This is a genomic window from Frateuria hangzhouensis (genome assembly GCF_026410505.1).
Classification (GTDB): domain Bacteria; phylum Pseudomonadota; class Gammaproteobacteria; order Xanthomonadales; family Rhodanobacteraceae; genus Frateuria_A; species Frateuria_A hangzhouensis.
Map to the genome: position 1 here is coordinate 54988 of NZ_JAPMIU010000002.1, position 16632 is coordinate 71619.

The 16632-nt window shown below is 67.1% G+C and carries 10 protein-coding genes; 6 read left to right on the forward strand and 4 right to left on the reverse strand.

Annotated features, from left to right (window positions below):
* Nucleotides 1-129 precede the first annotated feature (129 nt).
* On the forward strand, nucleotides 130-369 hold the full coding sequence (locus OSC30_RS02165) for a hypothetical protein (RefSeq protein WP_267170187.1): 240 nt from the start codon (nucleotides 130-132) through the stop codon (nucleotides 367-369).
* A 42-nt stretch (nucleotides 370-411) separates the two neighbouring features.
* Here the strand turns inward: OSC30_RS02165 and nagA are convergent, their stop codons facing one another.
* The 4 genes from nagA to OSC30_RS02185 all read right to left on the reverse strand — a co-directional run bounded on the left by nagA (nucleotide 412) and on the right by OSC30_RS02185 (nucleotide 5276).
* Complete coding sequence (gene nagA / locus OSC30_RS02170) at nucleotides 412-1569, reverse strand: N-acetylglucosamine-6-phosphate deacetylase (protein ID WP_267170188.1); 1158 nt, start codon at nucleotides 1567-1569, stop codon at nucleotides 412-414.
* Nucleotides 1566-2600 (reverse strand): SIS domain-containing protein, encoded by a 1035-nt coding sequence (locus OSC30_RS02175; protein ID WP_267170189.1) that lies wholly within the window; start codon nucleotides 2598-2600, stop codon nucleotides 1566-1568. Before OSC30_RS02175 ends, nagA begins: the two co-directional genes overlap by 4 nt.
* A 280-nt stretch (nucleotides 2601-2880) precedes the next feature.
* Nucleotides 2881-3912 carry a LacI family DNA-binding transcriptional regulator gene (locus OSC30_RS02180; protein WP_267170190.1) on the reverse strand — a complete coding sequence of 344 codons (1032 nt, stop codon included), beginning with the start codon at nucleotides 3910-3912 and terminating at the stop codon, nucleotides 2881-2883.
* A gap of 65 nt (nucleotides 3913-3977) precedes the next feature.
* Nucleotides 3978-5276 carry a sugar MFS transporter gene (locus OSC30_RS02185; RefSeq protein WP_267170191.1) on the reverse strand — a complete coding sequence of 433 codons (1299 nt, stop codon included), beginning with the start codon at nucleotides 5274-5276 and terminating at the stop codon, nucleotides 3978-3980.
* A gap of 406 nt (nucleotides 5277-5682) precedes the next feature.
* On the opposite strand from OSC30_RS02185, the gene glk reads away from it, so the two are divergent.
* The 5 genes from glk (at nucleotide 5683) to OSC30_RS02210 (ending at nucleotide 16596) form a co-directional block, all read left to right on the forward strand.
* Nucleotides 5683-6717 carry a glucokinase gene (glk, locus tag OSC30_RS02190; protein ID WP_267170192.1) on the forward strand — a complete coding sequence of 345 codons (1035 nt, stop codon included), beginning with the start codon at nucleotides 5683-5685 and terminating at the stop codon, nucleotides 6715-6717.
* Between the two features lie 99 nt (nucleotides 6718-6816).
* Nucleotides 6817-9537 carry a TonB-dependent receptor gene (locus OSC30_RS02195; RefSeq protein WP_267170193.1) on the forward strand — a complete coding sequence of 907 codons (2721 nt, stop codon included), beginning with the start codon at nucleotides 6817-6819 and terminating at the stop codon, nucleotides 9535-9537.
* Nucleotides 9538-9664: 127 nt separating this feature from the next.
* Nucleotides 9665-11998, forward strand: coding sequence for a beta-N-acetylhexosaminidase (locus OSC30_RS02200; protein WP_267170194.1), 2334 nt, complete (start codon nucleotides 9665-9667; stop codon nucleotides 11996-11998).
* Between the two features lie 49 nt (nucleotides 11999-12047).
* Nucleotides 12048-13121 (forward strand): acyltransferase family protein, encoded by a 1074-nt coding sequence (locus OSC30_RS02205; RefSeq protein ID WP_267170195.1) that lies wholly within the window; start codon nucleotides 12048-12050, stop codon nucleotides 13119-13121.
* A 475-nt stretch (nucleotides 13122-13596) separates the two neighbouring features.
* Complete coding sequence (locus OSC30_RS02210; protein WP_267170196.1) at nucleotides 13597-16596, forward strand: TonB-dependent receptor; 3000 nt, start codon at nucleotides 13597-13599, stop codon at nucleotides 16594-16596.
* The last annotated feature ends 36 nt before the right edge of the window (nucleotides 16597-16632 follow it).

The window sequence follows — 16632 nt, forward strand, 5'->3', positions numbered from 1 at the left end:
ACGCCAAAGCGTAGGGTGGGCAGCCGGACTGAGGCAGGGTTCCCGGTTTGTCCGCCTGTCGGTTGCCGGGGTCTGGAGGGCCATGCTAATCCGGCCGTGCAGGGGAAACTTGCTGAAAGGAGTTCAAGCATGCTGCGCAAGATCATGACCGTCGCTATGCCCGTTGCCGCGTTGGCCGCGGTGTTCACCTTCTTCCCGGCCAAGACCGCCCAGGCCTATCCGGCCAGCTGCGACTCCACCTACTGGACGTGCATGTACAGCGCCACCTCGATCGATGGCCTCGGCAAGTGCGTGCTGGCGTTCTATGCCTGCAGTGGCGGAGCCAACCCGCCGCCGCCGAGCTCCAGGGTTGCGGCCCGGCAGCACTGAGTCATCCCTTCCCGGTCGGCGCTGCCGGCCGGGAAGTCTTGTTCAGGCCTGCCAGCGCGTGCCGCCGACCCAGGTCTCGCGCACGTGCAGGGTGTCGTCCAGCACCGCGAAGTCGGCACGTTGGCCCGGGGCGATGCAACCGTGGGTCTGTTCCAGGCCGAGCCATTCGGCCGGGTAGGCGCTGGCCATGCGCGAGGCTTCGGCCAGCGGCAGGCCGAGCAGGTTGACCGTGTTGCGTACGGCGCCGGCCATGTCCAGCGCGCTGCCGGCGAGCACGCCAGCGTCGCTCATGCAGATGCCGTCGCGGGCGGTGATGGTCTGGCCGTTGAGGACATAGTCCGGCCGCGCACTGCCCACCGGCGGCATCGCATCGGTGACCAGCACGCACTTGCCCGGCGGCTTGGCGCCGATGGCGATGCGCAAGGACGCCGGATGCACGTGGTGGCCATCGACGATCAATCCGCACCAGCTGGCCGCGTCGTCCAGCGCGGCGCCGACCACGCCCGGTTCGCGGCTGGTCAGCGGACTCATCGCGTTGTACAGGTGGGTGAAGCCGCATACGCCGGCATCCAGCGCGGCGCGCGTGGTGGCGTAGTCGGCCGCGGTATGGCCGGCGACCACGCGTACGCCGGCGGCGACCAGGCGCGCGATGAACGCCGGTTCCACCCGTTCGGGCGCCAGGGTGAGCATCACTACGCCGCGGCGCTGCGTGGTCAGCGCGAGCAGGTCGTCCGCGTCGGGCGTGCGGAACAGTGCCTCGTCGTGGATGCCCTTGCGCGCCGGCGCCAGGAACGGGCCTTCCAGATGGATGCCGAGGATGCCGGGCACGCCCTGGGCGATCGCCGCGTCGACCGCGTCCAGTGCCGCGCGCATCTTGGCGGCGGTGTCGGTGATCAAGGTGGGCAGCAGGCCAGTGGTGCCGAAGCGGCGGTGCGCCGCGGCGATGCCGCGCAGGGTGTCGACCGTGGGTGCGTCGTTGAACAACAGGCCGCCGCCGCCGTTGACCTGCACGTCGATGAAGCCGGGCAGCAACAGCGCGCCGGCCAGGTCGTGGCGCTGCGCCTGCGCCAGGCGCGGGTCATCGGCCGAGGCCAGCGCCAGCACGTGGCCCTCGCGCACGAGCACCGCGACATCCTCGCGCAGGCCTTCGTCGGTCAGCACGCGGGCGTTGGCCAGGGCGAGCAGGGGTGTCGGATTCACAGTGTCTCCGTAACCTTGCGCAAATGCGGCGGAACGTCCGGATCGTAGCCGCGCGCCAGTGAAAGCGCGCTGGTGGCACGGTAGAAGCTTTGCACGGCGAGCAGCGGCGTGGTGATTGCCGGCACGCCCGGCGGCAGCGGCAGCGCGTCCGGGCCGGCGGCGCCGGGCGCGGCCACCCACACTTGTGCGCCGCGCTCGCGGAATTCGCGGGCGACGGCGAGGGTGTGCTCCCGCGTGCCGTCGTCCTGGGCGAACACCAGCACCGGAAAACCCGCGCCGACCAGCGCCATCGGGCCATGCCTGACCTCCGCGGCGCTGAACGCCTCGGCGTGCAGGCCGCAGGTTTCCTTGAACTTCAGCGCCGCTTCCAGCGCGGCGCCGAAGCCATAGCCGCGGCCGACCACGAACAGGTTGCGTACGTCGCGCAGGCCGGTGTCGAGCGCGGACCAATCGGCCTCCCAGCCCTGGCGCAGGTCGCCAGGCAGGCGCTGGAGTGCGGCGTGCAGCGCTTCGTCGCCGCTCCAGCAGGCGGTCAGCTGCAGCACGGCCGCAAGCGTGGCGAGATAACTCTTGGTGGCGGCCACGCTGTGCTCCGGGCCGGCGCGCAGCGGGATCACCGTGTCGGCCATGCGGGCGAGCGGCGAATCCTCCACGTTGACCAGCGCCAGCAGCTGCGCGCCGCCCTCGCGCGCCGCTTCGGCGCTGCGCAGCAGGTCGGGGCTCTTGCCCGACTGCGAGATGGCGATGAACAACCCGTCCTCGAGCCGCAGCGGCGCCTCATAGATCGAACTGACCGATGGCGACGCCGACGCGGTGACCACGCCCAGGCGCGTCTCGAACACGTACTTGGCGTAGGCGGCGGCGTGGTCCGAACTGCCGCGCGCGCAGGTAACGATGCAACGCGGCGGCCGCGCGCGCAGGCGCGCGCCGAGGTCGGCCAGCAGGTCGGCGTTGGCGATCAATTGTTGCGCGATCACGTCGGCGGCGGCGTGCGCCTCCTGGTACATCAGGGTGTCGTGGGGTGATTTCATGGGATGTTCCGGGGGAAAGCGCGAGGCCACGGCGTGCATTGCCTCTCCCTCCGGGAGAGGGTGCCCGCAGGGCGGGTGAGGGTTCGGGCGGAGCGAGGTGTACGGCAGTGTCGGGCCCTCACCCCAACCTTTCTCTCGGAGGGAGAGGGGCTCGGTTTGCGGCAAATTGGGGGACCCTTCGACTTCGGCCGTTTGGGCCTACGCTCAGGGCGAACGGCTTGTGAAACCCGTTCGCCCTGAGCGTAGCGAAGCGAAGTCGAAGGGCCTGCCGGGTCTAGTCTCAGCCCTTCCGCGGCGGCGCCGTCGACCCACGCACCACCAGCTCCGGCACGAAGCCCTCGTTGGCCGTATCCGGCGCTGCCTCGCCCTGCTGAAGCTCGGCCATCAGCCGCAGAGCCGCATGCCGACCGATCTCGGCGGTGGATTGCCGTGCCGTGGTCAGCGCCGGCCAGGCCTGCTTGGAAAACGGGTTGTCCTCGAAGCCGGCGATCGACAGATCCCACGGCACGTCCAGTCCGGCCGACCGCGCCGCAGCCAGCACGCCAGCGGCGATCTCGTCGTTGCTGCCGAAGATGGCGGTGGGCGGATCTTTCAGCGCCAGCAGCTTGCGCGCTCCGCGGAAGCCGTCGTCGAAGGCGTAGCGCCCGGGCAGGATCAGCTTCCTGTTGGGCGCGATGCCGTAATCCTTCAATGCATCCGCATAGCCCTGGTAACGCTCGGGGCTGGAGCGGTGGTGCGGCTCGCCCCACAGGAAACCGATCCGCGTGTGGCCGAGCTGGACCAGGTGCTCGGTGATCGCGTAAGCCGCATCGCGGTCGTCCACCCACACGCAGGGCGAGCCATCGGCCGGGTCGGTGCGCGCGGCCAGGATGCGCACGAAGGCGATGTCGTGCGCCTTCAGCGTGGCGATCAGTTCCGGCTGCTCGGACATCGGCGGCGCCAGCACCAGCCCGGCCAGGCGCGAGCGGCGCACCAGCGCGCACAGCTCTTCGGCCAGGTCCGGCGAGCTCGAATCGCAGGGATGGATCTGCAGGCCGAAGCCGCGCTCGCGACAGGCGGACAGCACGCCGTTCTGCATGCTGATGACGTAGTGCGCATTCGGGTTGTCGTAGACCAGCCCGATCGCGTAGGAATGCGCCGCGCGCAGGCTGCGGGCGGACAGGTTGGGGCGATAGCCCAGCGCCTGGATCGCGCGCTCGACCTTCTCGCGCGTGTCCTCGCGCACTGAGGCCTCGTGGTTGATCACCCGCGATACGGTCTTCAGCGACACGCCGGCGCGCTTGGCGACATCCTTGATGGTGGCGTGACGCAACGACGGGTTCTCCGCGGACTCGGCGCGCCATCCTAGCCCACCGCCACGCCGGCGTGGCGGGGCAGTCACGCCGGACGGGCGCCATCGCCGTCACGCAGGCCCACGCGATGGCCGCGCAGGCCGTAGTACAGGATGTACAGGTAGCACGGCACCATCAGTGCCGCGAACACCAGCTGGAAGCCGAAGTGGACCTTCAGGTGCGCATACAGCTGTGGCACCACGGCGCCGCCGGCAATACCCATCACCAGCAGCGCCGAGCCGGCCTCGGTATGCCGGCCCAGCCGGTTGATCGCCAGCGGGAAGATCGCCGGCCACATCATTGCGTTGGCAAATCCCAGCGCCGCCACGAAGCCCACCGACAGGTAGCCGTGGGTGAGGTAGGCGCACACGCTGAACAGCACGCCCAGCACCGCCGACACCGCAAGGTAGCGCTGCTGGGAAATGAAACGCGGGATCACCAGCAGGCCGACCACGTAGCCCAGCAGCATCCCGCCCAGGGTGAACGCGGTGAAGAACTTGGTCTGGTCCAGCGGCAGGTCGAAGCCGGCGCCGTAGGTGCCGATGGCATCACCCGCCATCACCTCCACGCCCACGTACAGGAACAGGCACAGCACGCCCAGCCACAGATGCGGGAAGCCCAGAATGCTGGTGTCTCCGCTGGCCTGCTCGCTGTTGGCCCTGGTCGGGCGGATCTCCGGCAGCGGCGAGCGCAGGATCCAGACCGCCAGCAGCGCCAGCAGCACCGCCATGCTCAGGTACGGCGCATGGATCTTGGCGGCGAACGCGCTGAGCAACGCTTCGCGCGCCTGCGGCGTGGCGGCGGCCTGCACCTGCGCGTCGATGTCGCCGATGCCCGAGAGCACCAGCGAGCCGATCACGATCGGCGCCAGAATCCCCGCGCACTTGTTGCAGATGCCCATGATCGCGATGCGCTGCGCCGCACTGTCGATCGGCCCGAGGATGCTGATGTAGGGATTGGAGGCCGTCTGCAGCAGCGACAGGCCCGCACCGATTACGAACAGCCCCACCAGCGCGCCGGAGAACACCCGCATGGTGGCGAACTGGCCGAACGCCAGCGCACCGATCGCCATCACGAACAGCCCCAGCGCCATGCCCTTCTTCATGCCGGTGCGGCGTAGCACCACCGATGCGGGCAGCGAAAAGACGAAGTAGGAAATGTAGAACGCGAACGGCACCAGGAAGGCATAGACGTCCTCCACCTGGAAGGCCAGCTTGACGAAGGCGATCAACGGGCCGTTGAGCCAGGTCACGAAGCCGAAGATGAAGAACAGCAACCCGATCACCAGCATCGGCCCCAGTGCCGAGGGCTTGGATTGATCGGCCGCAAGCGTGGTGGACGACATGGACGGCTCTCCTGTCAGGCAACGCGATGCAATGCGAGCGCCGCCGACGCGGACACTCCCCCGGCGGGCTTTATGGCCTTGCCGGCCAACGTTGTCAATTTATGTCCTTCCCAACCATGGGTATTCGTAACCGGCCAGACCCATCCAATGGCCTACCCGCGTTATCTTCTGATGCGGCGCGTCATTGCCAGGCTGAGTGTCTAGAGTCCATGAAACATAGTGCTGTGGCGGCGTTTAGCCTAGGTTTTCATTTGTCACGACAGCTAATGCGCCGATTTGTGTTGCGACGCGTAAACATCACTTCCGAAAATCGCTTCAAAACGCGTTGACAACGTTGTCATCGCTGTCCAGACTGCGGCCCCGCCGGTGTTTCTGGAATACCGCGCCAAGGGAAGGGAGGAGTCGCGTGGCCGAGGTCGCCAACTCGAGGAGTGCGCCGCAGCGCCTGCCGCAGGAATCCCTGCTGCTGGCCGCCGACGTCGGCGGCACGCATGCGCGGGTGGGCCTGCTCAGCCAGCGCCCGGACGGGGCCAGCCCGGTGACCGTGCTGCGCTACCAGCGCTACGCCTGCGCCGAATGGCCCAGCCTCACCGCGGTGCTGCAGCACTTCGTCGCCTACCTCGACGCGCCGGCGCCGATCGAGCAATGCGTGGTGGCCAGCGCCGGCTACGTGCTGGACGACGCCATCGTCAACGACAACCTGGCCTGGCCGGTGTCGATCCGCGAGATCCGCGACAGCCTGTCGCTGGATCGCCTAGCGGTCATCAACGACTTCGAGGCGGTGGCGTTCGCCACCCAGTTCCTCACCGAGGCCGACACGCTGCCGGTGATCGAAACCAGCGCGCCGGCGCAGCCCGGCCCGGTGCTGGTGATGGGCCCGGGCACCGGCCTGGGCTCGGCCGTGTTGTTGCCCGGCCAGCCGCACGCGACGGTGCTGGCGACCGAGGCCGGCCAGATCTCGCTGGCGCCGGGCAACGAGCGCGAGATCGAGATCCTGCGCCTGCTCGCGCGCGAGCGCCCGCACGTTTCGTTCGAGCATGCCTTGTCCGGCCCCGGCCTGCGCAATCTCTACCGCGCAATCGGCACGCTGCGCGGCACGCCGGCCACGCTGGTCGAGCCCAACGCGATCACCCACGCCGCGCTGATGCAGACCGATCCGGCGGCGGTCGAGGCGCTGGAGGTGTTCTGCGGCCTGCTCGGCAGCTTCGTCGGCGACCTGGTGCTGCTCTACGGCGCGCGCGGCGGCGTGTTCCTGGCCGGCGGCATCCTGCCGCAGATCCGCCAGCCGCTGCTGGCCAGCAGCTTCCGCGAGCGCTTCTTCAACAAGGGCGTGATGCGCCCGTTCCTGCAACAGGTTCCTGTACGACTGATGGAGCACGGCCAGCACGGCGTGATCGGCGCGGCCGGCATGGCGGTGTCCGGCCACGTTGAACCCGGGTGAGTTCCTAACGACAACCGCAAACGACCGGGCGCGAGCCCATACAACCAGGCAGCGCCCCAACCATCGCACGGCGCTGGACTTCTTGAGGGGAGAACGACCATGTCACACCGCAAAACGCTGTTGACCGCGAGCATCCTCGCCAGCCTTTGCCTCGCCGGTGCGCTGCATGCGCAGGATGCGGGCCAGACCACCACCGAAGCCGAAGGGGGCGGGGCACAGACCTCAAATGCCCAAGCCGAGAAGGACCGGATCAAGCAGCTGTCGACGATTACCGTCACCGGTATCCGCGGCTCGGTCGAGAAGGCGCTCGACATCAAGCGCGACTCCAGCTCGACCATGGAAGTGGTCACCGCCGAGGACGTCGGCAAGCTGCCGGCGCACAACGTGGCCGACACCCTGCAGCGCCTGCCCGGCGTGAACATCAGCTCCTCCAGCGCCGACGAGGGCGGCTTCGACGAGGCCGACCGCGTCAGCCTGCGCGGCACCAGCCCGAGCCTGACCCAGACCCTGATCAACGGCCATGGGGTGGGTTCGGCCGACTGGTTCGTGCTCAGCCAGGGCAACAACGTCGGCCGCAGCGTGAGCTACACCCTGCTGCCGTCGGAACTGGTCAGCCGGGTGGAGGTGCACAAGTCCTCCGAGGCCCGCTTCCAGGATGGTGGTACCACCGGCAACGTCAACATCATCACGCGCAAGCCGCTGGACTTCGAAAAGCAGTACACCGGCAACCTCAGCGTGGGTGCGGTCTACGCCGACGCGCCCGGGAAGACCGATCCGCAGTTCTCGGGGCTGTTCAACTACAAGAACGACACCAACACCTTCGGCATGCTGGTGCAGGCGTTCAAGCAGAAGCGCCACCTGCGCCGCGAGGCGCAGGAGATTCCCGGCGGGTTTGCCGTGATCGACGCGGCTTCGCCGCTGGCGCAGAGCAATCCCGACCTGGCCGGCGTGTCCGTGCCCGGGCTGCTCGGCTCGACCCTGTTCGAACAGGTGCGCGACCGCAAGGGTGGCCTGGTCGAGCTGCAGGTGCGGCCGAGCGATGACCTGACCCTGGGACTGAGCGGCTTCTACTCGAAGATGGAAGCGAACAACTACAACCGCAACTTCATGTTGTGGGGCGGCAGCTTCGCCACCAGTCAGGCGCCCGAGCTGGGTTACACCGTGCAGGACGGCGTGCTGACCAACGCCACTTACGCCGGCGTGCCGGGTACCAACTATGTCGTCTACGACATGATCTACCGCGAAGCCTCGTCCAAAACGCAGTACTACACCCTGGACGCGGACTGGAACCTCTCCGACAACGTGTCGGCCAAGTTCCAGGCCGGCACCACCAAGGGCGTGGGCGAGACGCCGCGCCAGTTCATCGCCGAGGTGACCGCCGCCAATGGTGGCGGCGCCAGCTGGACCACGCACGGCAACAGTGCACCGGTGGATTGGAATGTGGGCGGCGACATCAGTCCGGCCGGCGTCACCAGCTTCGGCACCTGGGGCAATCAGGAAGTTCGTGCGTTGGACAAGGAAAACTGGTTCACCGCCGACTTCACCCAGTACTTCAACGCCGGCATGGTGCAGTCGTTCAACTACGGCGTGCGCTACGCCAAGCACAGTCGCGAGGCGCAGTCGCCCGAAGGCGCCACGCCGGGCGACATCTGGTCGACGCTGCAGAACGGCGCCACCGCCAACTACCCCGGCGGCTTCGCCGAAGGTATCGGCGGTAGCTTCCCGCGCGACCTGTGGTACTTCACTCCGGATGCGCTGAAGAGCGCGATCACCGGCAACTCCACCTGGCTGTCCAACGACGACGGCCCCACCGGCCGCCACAACTACGGCGCCGAATGGAGCGTTGACGAGAAAAACCTTGCCGCCTACTTCCAGGTCAATTTCGAAGGCGAGAACTGGAGCGGCAACGCCGGCCTGCGCTACATCAAGATCGAGCAGGACATCGACACCTATTTTGCCGATACGGTCAGCCCCGACGTGAGCAGCCTGTTCGGCGCGTGGGACCGCCGCCACTACGACAACAAGCACAGCCGCGTGCTGCCCAGCGCGAACCTGAAGTTCAACCTGGCCCAGGACCTGGTGTTGCGCCTGGCGGCGTCGCAGACGCAGACCCTGCCGGATTACTCCGCGTTGGGCGCCTCGTCCTGGGGCTCGGACCTGAACAAGACCGGCGGCGGCGGCAATCCGGACCTGAAGCCGGTGATCTCGACCAACGTCGACGCGGGTCTGGAGTGGTATTTCATGCCGCGCGGCCTGCTGTCGGCCACCGCGTACTCGATGGACATGAAGGACTACGTGGCCTACGGCGTGCAGACGCAGATGCTGTTCAGCGAGCTGACCAACCAGCTCGAGGCCTACCAGGTGTCCCGGCCGATCAATGCCGACGCCAAGGTCCGCGGCGTGGAACTGGCCTACCAGCAGCCGATCGGCGAGTACTTCGGCATCAATACCAACTACACGTATGCCGATGGCAGCTCCGACTTCACCTGGGCCGACGGCAGCGACCACCTGCTAGGCACCTCGAAGAATACCTACAACGTGGGCGCCTACTTCGAGAACGACACGTTCGGTGCGCGGGTCAGCTATACCCGTCGCTCCTCGTTCCTGATCGGCCTTTCCGGCACCCGCCCGTACTATCAGGACAGCCTCGGCACGCTGTCGGCCTCGCTCAGCTACAAGGCGACCGACTGGCTGAGCTTCAGCCTGGATGCGCTCAACCTCAATAACCCGACCATCAAGTACTACCAGAGCGAGGCCATCCCGACCTCGTTCTACGAGAACGGTCGCCAGTACTACCTCAACGCACATCTGAACTTCTGATCCGCCGATGTCCCGCAGGCCACGGATGGCCTGCGCTCTCCCCGCTCGGGTCCGGTGCACGTTTCGGGCCCTTCTTTTTTGCGCAGGCCGCGGCGATGGCATGCTGGGCCATCTCAAGGAGATGCCGATGATGCGCCGACCATCCTTGTTCCGTAGCGTCGTGTTCCGTTATGCGTGCCTGTTGTCCGCCTTGGTCCTGCTGCCCGCGCGCACGGCGCTCGCCGCCACGCCATCGCCTTCGCTGATACCGCTACCCGCACAGCTCGAGCTGCAGTCGGGCCGCTTCACGGTCGATGCGCACACGCCCCTGGTGGTTGCGAGCCGGGACGCCGCTACCCGCCAGACCGCGCAATACCTCACCGAATTGCTCGCGCGCACGCGCGGGCTGCAGCTGTCCATCACCGGACAGGACGGCGGCGCGCCTCCGATCGTGCTCAGGCGCGATCCGCGGGCTTCCGTGGCGCAGGCCGGCGGCTACTCGCTTACAGTTGCGCCCGGGCGAATCGAGGTGATTGCGCGCGATGACGCCGGGCTGTTCCATGGCGCGATCACGCTCTACCAGCTGCTGACGCCCGATGCTGCGCGCGGTGCGGTAGCCGTGCCCGCGCTCGCCATCAGGGACTGGCCACGCTTCGCCTGGCGCGGGTTGATGCTCGATTCGGCGCGCCACTTTCAGAGCGTGGCCGAGGTCGAACGCCTGATCGACCAGATGGCCCAGCACAAGCTCGACGTGCTGCACTGGCACCTCACTGACGACCAGGGCTGGCGCATCGAGATCAAACGCTATCCCGAGCTGACCAGGACCGGCGCCTGGCGCACGCCGCCGGGCGCCGGCCATGACGGCGAACCGGGACGCTACGGTGGTTTCTATTCCCAGGACGAGATCCGTCGAGTGGTCGCCTACGCCGCGGCACGCCACATCACCATCGTGCCGGAGCTGGACATGCCCGGCCACGCGCAGGCGGCGGTGGCGTCCTATCCGCGCATCGGTGTCACGGGCAAGCGGCCGCAGGTGTCCGCCGATGCCGGCATCAATCCCTGGCTTTACAACGTGGACGAGAACACCTTCAATTTCATCGACAACGTGCTCGACGAAGTCATGGCGCTGTTTCCGTCGCAGTACATCCACGTGGGTGGCGACGAGGCGATCAAGGACCAGTGGCAGGCCTCGCCCGCGGTACAGGCGAAGATGCGCGAACTGGGCATCACCAGCGAGGACGCATTGCAGGGCTGGTTCATCGATCGCATCGGCCGGTATCTCGAGCGGCACGGCCGCAAGCTGATCGGCTGGGACGAGATCCTCGAAGGCGGCAACCTGCCGGCCGGCGCCACGGTGATGTCGTGGCGCGGCACCGACGGCGCCATCAAGGCGGCGCTGCTCGGCCACGACGTAGTGATGTCGCCCTCGCCGGACTTGTACTTCGACCACGTGCAAAGCGATCTTCCGGGCGAATACGCCAGCCGGTTCGGCGTGGAGTCGCTCGAGGACGTGTACCGCCTGCAGGTGGTGCCCGCCGTACTCACCGCGAAGCAGGCCAAGCACGTGCTGGGCGTGCAGGCGAACGCGTGGACCGAGCACATGCCCACCATGGCGCATGTGGAGCACCAGGTATTCCCGCGGCTGGACGCGCTCAGCGAGGTGGCGTGGTCGCCCGCCGGCAGCCGCGACTGGCGGGGTTTCCTCGACCGGCTGCCGGCGCAGTTGGCACGCTACCGCGCGCAACACATCAACGCGGCCGACAGCACCTTCGCGGTGGCCATCGACCTTGACCGCAACGTGGCGCTGGCCACGGGCATAGCGACGGTCAGGCTTTCCAACCAGACGGACTTCGGCGCCATTCACTACACGCTGGACGGCAGCGTGCCGACGCCGGCCTCGCCACGCTACGGCATTCCGTTCAATGTGACGCTGCCGGCCACCGTGCGCGCCACCAGCTTCGCAGGCGGCGGCAGCGCGCTGGCTGCGCCGCGCGAGCGAAAGCTCGATCGCGCCGCCCTGCTTTCGCTGCCGGGAACCGCGCTGGCGAACTGCCCCGGCAGCGACTTCCGCCTGTTGCTGCAACCGACGCCCGACGCGACGAGTACGCAGCCGGTCTATGCGGTGAACTTGTTCGATACCTGCCAGCGGTTCCCGCCGACGCTGATGGGTGGTGTCGGGGCGATCCACGTCGATGCTGTCCGGCTGCCGCGCAATTTTCAGCTGGCGCACGAACAGAAGCTGGTGGTGTCGCGCCCGCACGCCACGCCGTTCGGCGAACTGGTGGTGCATGCCGATCGCTGCGACGGTCCGATGCTGGCGCGCCTGCCACTGCCCGATCCGGGGCACAGCCCGCGCCGGTTCAAGCTCGACGCGAAGCTGCCCGCGCAGGAGGGCGAGCACGGCTTGTGCCTGGTCTACACTGCGCCCATCGACGGTCCGCTGTACGCGCTGGAGCGCGTGTCGCTGGAAGCAAAGCCTTGAGGGCCTGCCGTCCCCCCGCGCTCGGCTGCCGTGGCGACTGGCCGCGGGCATGAGCGCGTCGCCCGGGCGCCTTGCCTCCCTTGATGCCCTGCGTGGCCTCACGGTGGCAGGCATGCTGCTGGTCAACGACCCGGGTGACTGGGGCCACGTGTACGGCCCGCTGGAGCACGCCGCTTGGCACGGCTGCACGCCGACGGACCTGGTGTTTCCGTTCTTCCTGTTCGTGATGGGTGTGTCGGTGGCGCTGGCGATCCTGCCGCGGCTGGAGCAGGGCGTGGCGCCCGGCCGGCTGCGTCGTGCGGCGCTGTGGCGGGCGCTGCGCATTCTCGCGCTGGGACTGGCGATCAATGCGCTGGCGGCATGGTGGCTGCCGGGACGCGACATGCGCTGGCCCGGCGTGCTGCAGCGGATCGGCGTGTGCTTCGCGGTCGTGGCGGCGTTCGCCATCTATACGCCGCGGCGCGCGTGGTGGATCGCCATCATGGCACTGTTGGCCGGCTACACCGCACTGCTGCTGTCGGGCGGCACGCTGGACAAGTGGGACAACATGGTCGACCGCATCGACGGGATGGTGTTCGGGCAATACGTATGGGACCACCATCCCCTCACCGGCCAGGTGCACGACCCCGAAGGCCTGCCCGCCACGCTGCCCGCGATCGCCAGTAGCTTGCTCGGCTTGTGCGCGGGCGCGTGGCTGCGTGCAGGGCGGCTTGGCCGGCTCTCCGTCGCCGGCGTGGTGGCACTGGTGCTCGGCGCGGCGTGCTCGCCGTGGATGCCGCTCAACAAGAACCTGTGGACGCCTTCGTTCGTCCTGTGGACGGGCGGCTGGGCAGTGCTGGCGCTGCTGGCCTGCCACTGGCTGGTGGACGTGCGCGGCTGGCCGGCGTTGGGACGCCGCTTCGGCATGAATGCGATCGCCGCCTACGCCGGTTCGGAGTTGATGCAGATCCTGCTGCCCGCGCTGGGCTGGCAGGACCGGTTGTACAGGCACCTGTTCGCCGGTTGGATTGCGCCGCTGGCCGGGCCTTACGTCGCGTCGCTGGCCTGGGCCATCGCCTTTGTGGCGCTGTGGTGGGCGATCGTGTGGGCGATGGACCGGTGCCGCATCTATCTCAAGCTCTGACGCAGCCTGCGCGCTGCCGGTCCTGAGCGAACACCTCTCGTATCGCGCCAGCAGGCCGTTCACCGAGCCGCACGGCGCGCCACGAGGGCCGGCTGCGAGTAGGCCTGGAGCCAGGGTTCCTGCCGCGCGCCACGCGACGGAACCCATCGTCGGAAATCCGCCAGCACCGGGCCGCCGGGACCGATACATTCTTTACCGAAGAGCCCGCGCCGCCTGTGGCGCGACGCAACAATAAACAGCGATTTCGCCAAATGTTGAATTTTTGCTGGCGTGATCTTAAGGTTCAGTCAAACGAGCCCCGCTTCCCCACAAGCCTGTCTCGTCAGCGCCGATCCCCCTATGCGGTTGCTGACTTCTCTCAGGCACTCCTGTGAAACCGGTTTTTTGGATGCGGAAGGATGTCCGTGCTCGTTGCCACGAGGCATAACGATGGCCTCAGTCCTTTATCCAAAAAACAGGTTTTGGGGAGTTTTGCATGAACTTGCAAGTTGCCAATCGCCCGGCGATCCGCCGGACAGCCCTGGCTATTGCCCTGAGCGTGGGCTTTGCCGGCGCCGCTTTCGCACAGTCGACCACCGGCAGCATCTTCGGTGATGCACCGGCCGCCCAGGGCGAAACCGTCCTGATCCAGAACAACACCGGCTTCTCGCGCGAAGTCGCGGTGGGTGCCGATGGCCGCTTCGCGGCCAACCAGCTGCCGCTGGGCAACTACACCGTCACCCTGCGCCAGAACGGCCAGACCGTCGACTCGCGCACGAACGTCAGCCTGCGCGTGGGCACCAGCACCCAGGTGTCCTTCGGCGCGTCCTCGGCTGATGCCCAGAACCTGTCGGCGATCACCGTCAGCGCCAACGCGCTGCCGACGATCGACGTGACCGGCGTCGATTCGCGTACCGTCATCACGGCCCAGCAGCTGGCCCAGCTGCCGTTGGCCCGCTCCGCCGAGAGCATTGCTCTGCTGGCTCCGGGCGTGGTCGAGGGCAGCGGCTACTTCGGTAGCAACGCCACCGGCGGCTCCCTGGTCTCGTTCGGCGGTGCATCCGTCAGCGAGAACGCCTACTACATCAACGGCATGAACGTCACCGATCCGCTGCAGGGTCTGGGTGGCATCACGCTGCCGTACGGCTCGATCGAGCAGCAGGAAGTGCTGACCGGCGGCTACGGCGCGGCCTTCGGCCGTTCCGATGGCGGCGTCATCAACCAGGTTGGCAAGCGCGGCACCAACGAGTGGCATTTCGGCGCCCAGATCCTGTGGACCCCGGATTCGCTGCGCGCCGATCCGAAGAACTGGTACTTCCCGGAAGACGGTTCGCTCTACCGCTACCGCAACGACAACAAGAGCACGGTCACGACCGCCAGCGCTTACGTCGGCGGCCCGCTGATCAAGGACAAGCTGTACATGTTCGCGTCAGTGGAAGGCGAGAAGACCACGGGCGACAACGTCGCCTCCGCGGCTTCCGGCACGATGACCACCGAGACCTACCACGATCCGAAGTGGTACGCCAAGGTTGACTGGAACATCACCGACAACCACATCCTCGAAGTGACCGGTGCCTCGACCAAGCACGAGTATTCGGGCAACGTCTACGAGTACGACAGCGAGGCCAGGAGCCAGGGCGACTACCTGAATGCCGATACGCACACCAAGGCCTCGGCCGACATGTGGATCGCCAAGTACACCGGCTACATCACCAACGACCTGACCATCAGCGCCCAGTACGGTGAGCAGAAGACCGACCTGTACAGCGAGCTGACCGATTTCGATCCGAGCCTGATCTACATCTCGGCCGCGACGAATCAGAACCCGGCCTATGCGCCGACCGGTGGTATCCGCAACACCCAGACGGTCAACGTGACGGACAACCCGGCGCACAAGACCAAGGGCTCGAACTACCGTTTCGACGTGACCTACATGATCGGTGATCACACGATCACCGCCGGTATCGACAACCAGCGCACGCAGGATCTGGACGACGGCACGTATGTTCCGACGGACGCCGGGTACATGTGGTCGTATGGCAAGGCCGGCTCCGCGACCGAGCGCCTCGAGGCGGGCCAGGTCGATCCGACTGGCCTGTATCCGGGCGGCGCGGAAGGCTACTACGTGACCGAGTACCGCTACCGCACCGGTGGTTCGGTGAAGGTCGAGCAGCGCGCGCAGTACATCGAGGACAGCTGGCAGATCAATGACCGTTGGCTGGTCAAGCTCGGCCTGCGCAACGACCAGTTCACCAACTACAACAGCGACGGCGAAGCCTACCTGACCCAGACCAAGCCGCAGTGGGCTCCGCGCCTGGGCTTCAGCTGGGACGTCAACGGCGACTCCAGCTTCAAGGTCTACGGTAACGCCGGTCGCTACTACCTCGCGCTGCCGACCAGCGTCGCGCTGCGTGGTGCCTCCGGCTCGCTGTTCACCCGCGTGTACTACACCTACACCGGCATCGATCCGGCCACCGGTTATCCGACCGGCCTGACCGAGATGAACACGACCAAGGGTCCGGGTGCCCAGATCTCGTCCAACAACGAGTACGGCCAGTCCCCCGATCCGCGGACCGTGACGGCCAAGTCGCTGACCGCGCAGTACCAGGACGAGTACATCCTCGGCTTCGACAAGCAGCTCAACGAAGCCTGGACCTACGGCGCCAAGGCGACCTACCGCAGCCTGAAGAACGCCATCGACGACACCTGCAACTACCAGTTGTTCTTCGACGCGGCCGAGGAACAGGGTCTGGAGACGGCCAACCTGCGTGGTTGCTACTTCTTCAATCCGGGTCGCGCCGCCACGTTCCAGCTGCCCGACGGCAACGGCGGTTATGGCGAGCTCACGCTGACCAACGATCAGCTGGGTTACGAGCACGCCAAGCGTGACTACTACGGGTTGAACCTGTACCTGGACCACCCGTTCGACGGTACCTGGTTTGGTCGCATTGACTACACCTTCTCGCGTAGCTACGGCAACACCGAGGGCCAGGTGAAGTCCGACATCGGCCAGGACGACATTGGCGCCACCCAGGACTGGGATTACCCGTCGCTGATGGACCTTGCCAACGGTCGCCTGTCCAATGACCGTACCCACCAGCTGAAGATCCAGGCTGGCTACCAGATCAACCCGGAGTGGATGGTTTCGGGACTGTTGACGGTGATGTCGGGCTCGCCGACCTCCTGCCTGGGTGCCTATGGTCCGGAGCGCGGCTACCCGGCGTACCAGGGTGACTACTACCACTGGTGCAATGGTCAGCCGGCCCCGGCCGGTTCGGCGGGTGACCTAGCCTGGCAGAAGCGTCTCTCGGTCGGTGTTTCCTACCGGCCTGAGTTCGCCGACAAGAAGCTGGCCTTCAGCATGAACGTGTTCAACGTGTTCGATGACCAGCAGCAGACGATCGTCCTGCCGGATTACAACTCCGGTGCCTATCGCCTGACCCAGGCCATGTCGCAGCCGCGCTACGTGCGTTTCGGCGTGAGCTACGACTACTAAGTCGCCTGTAGGCTTGGAAGCCATGAACGCCGGAGC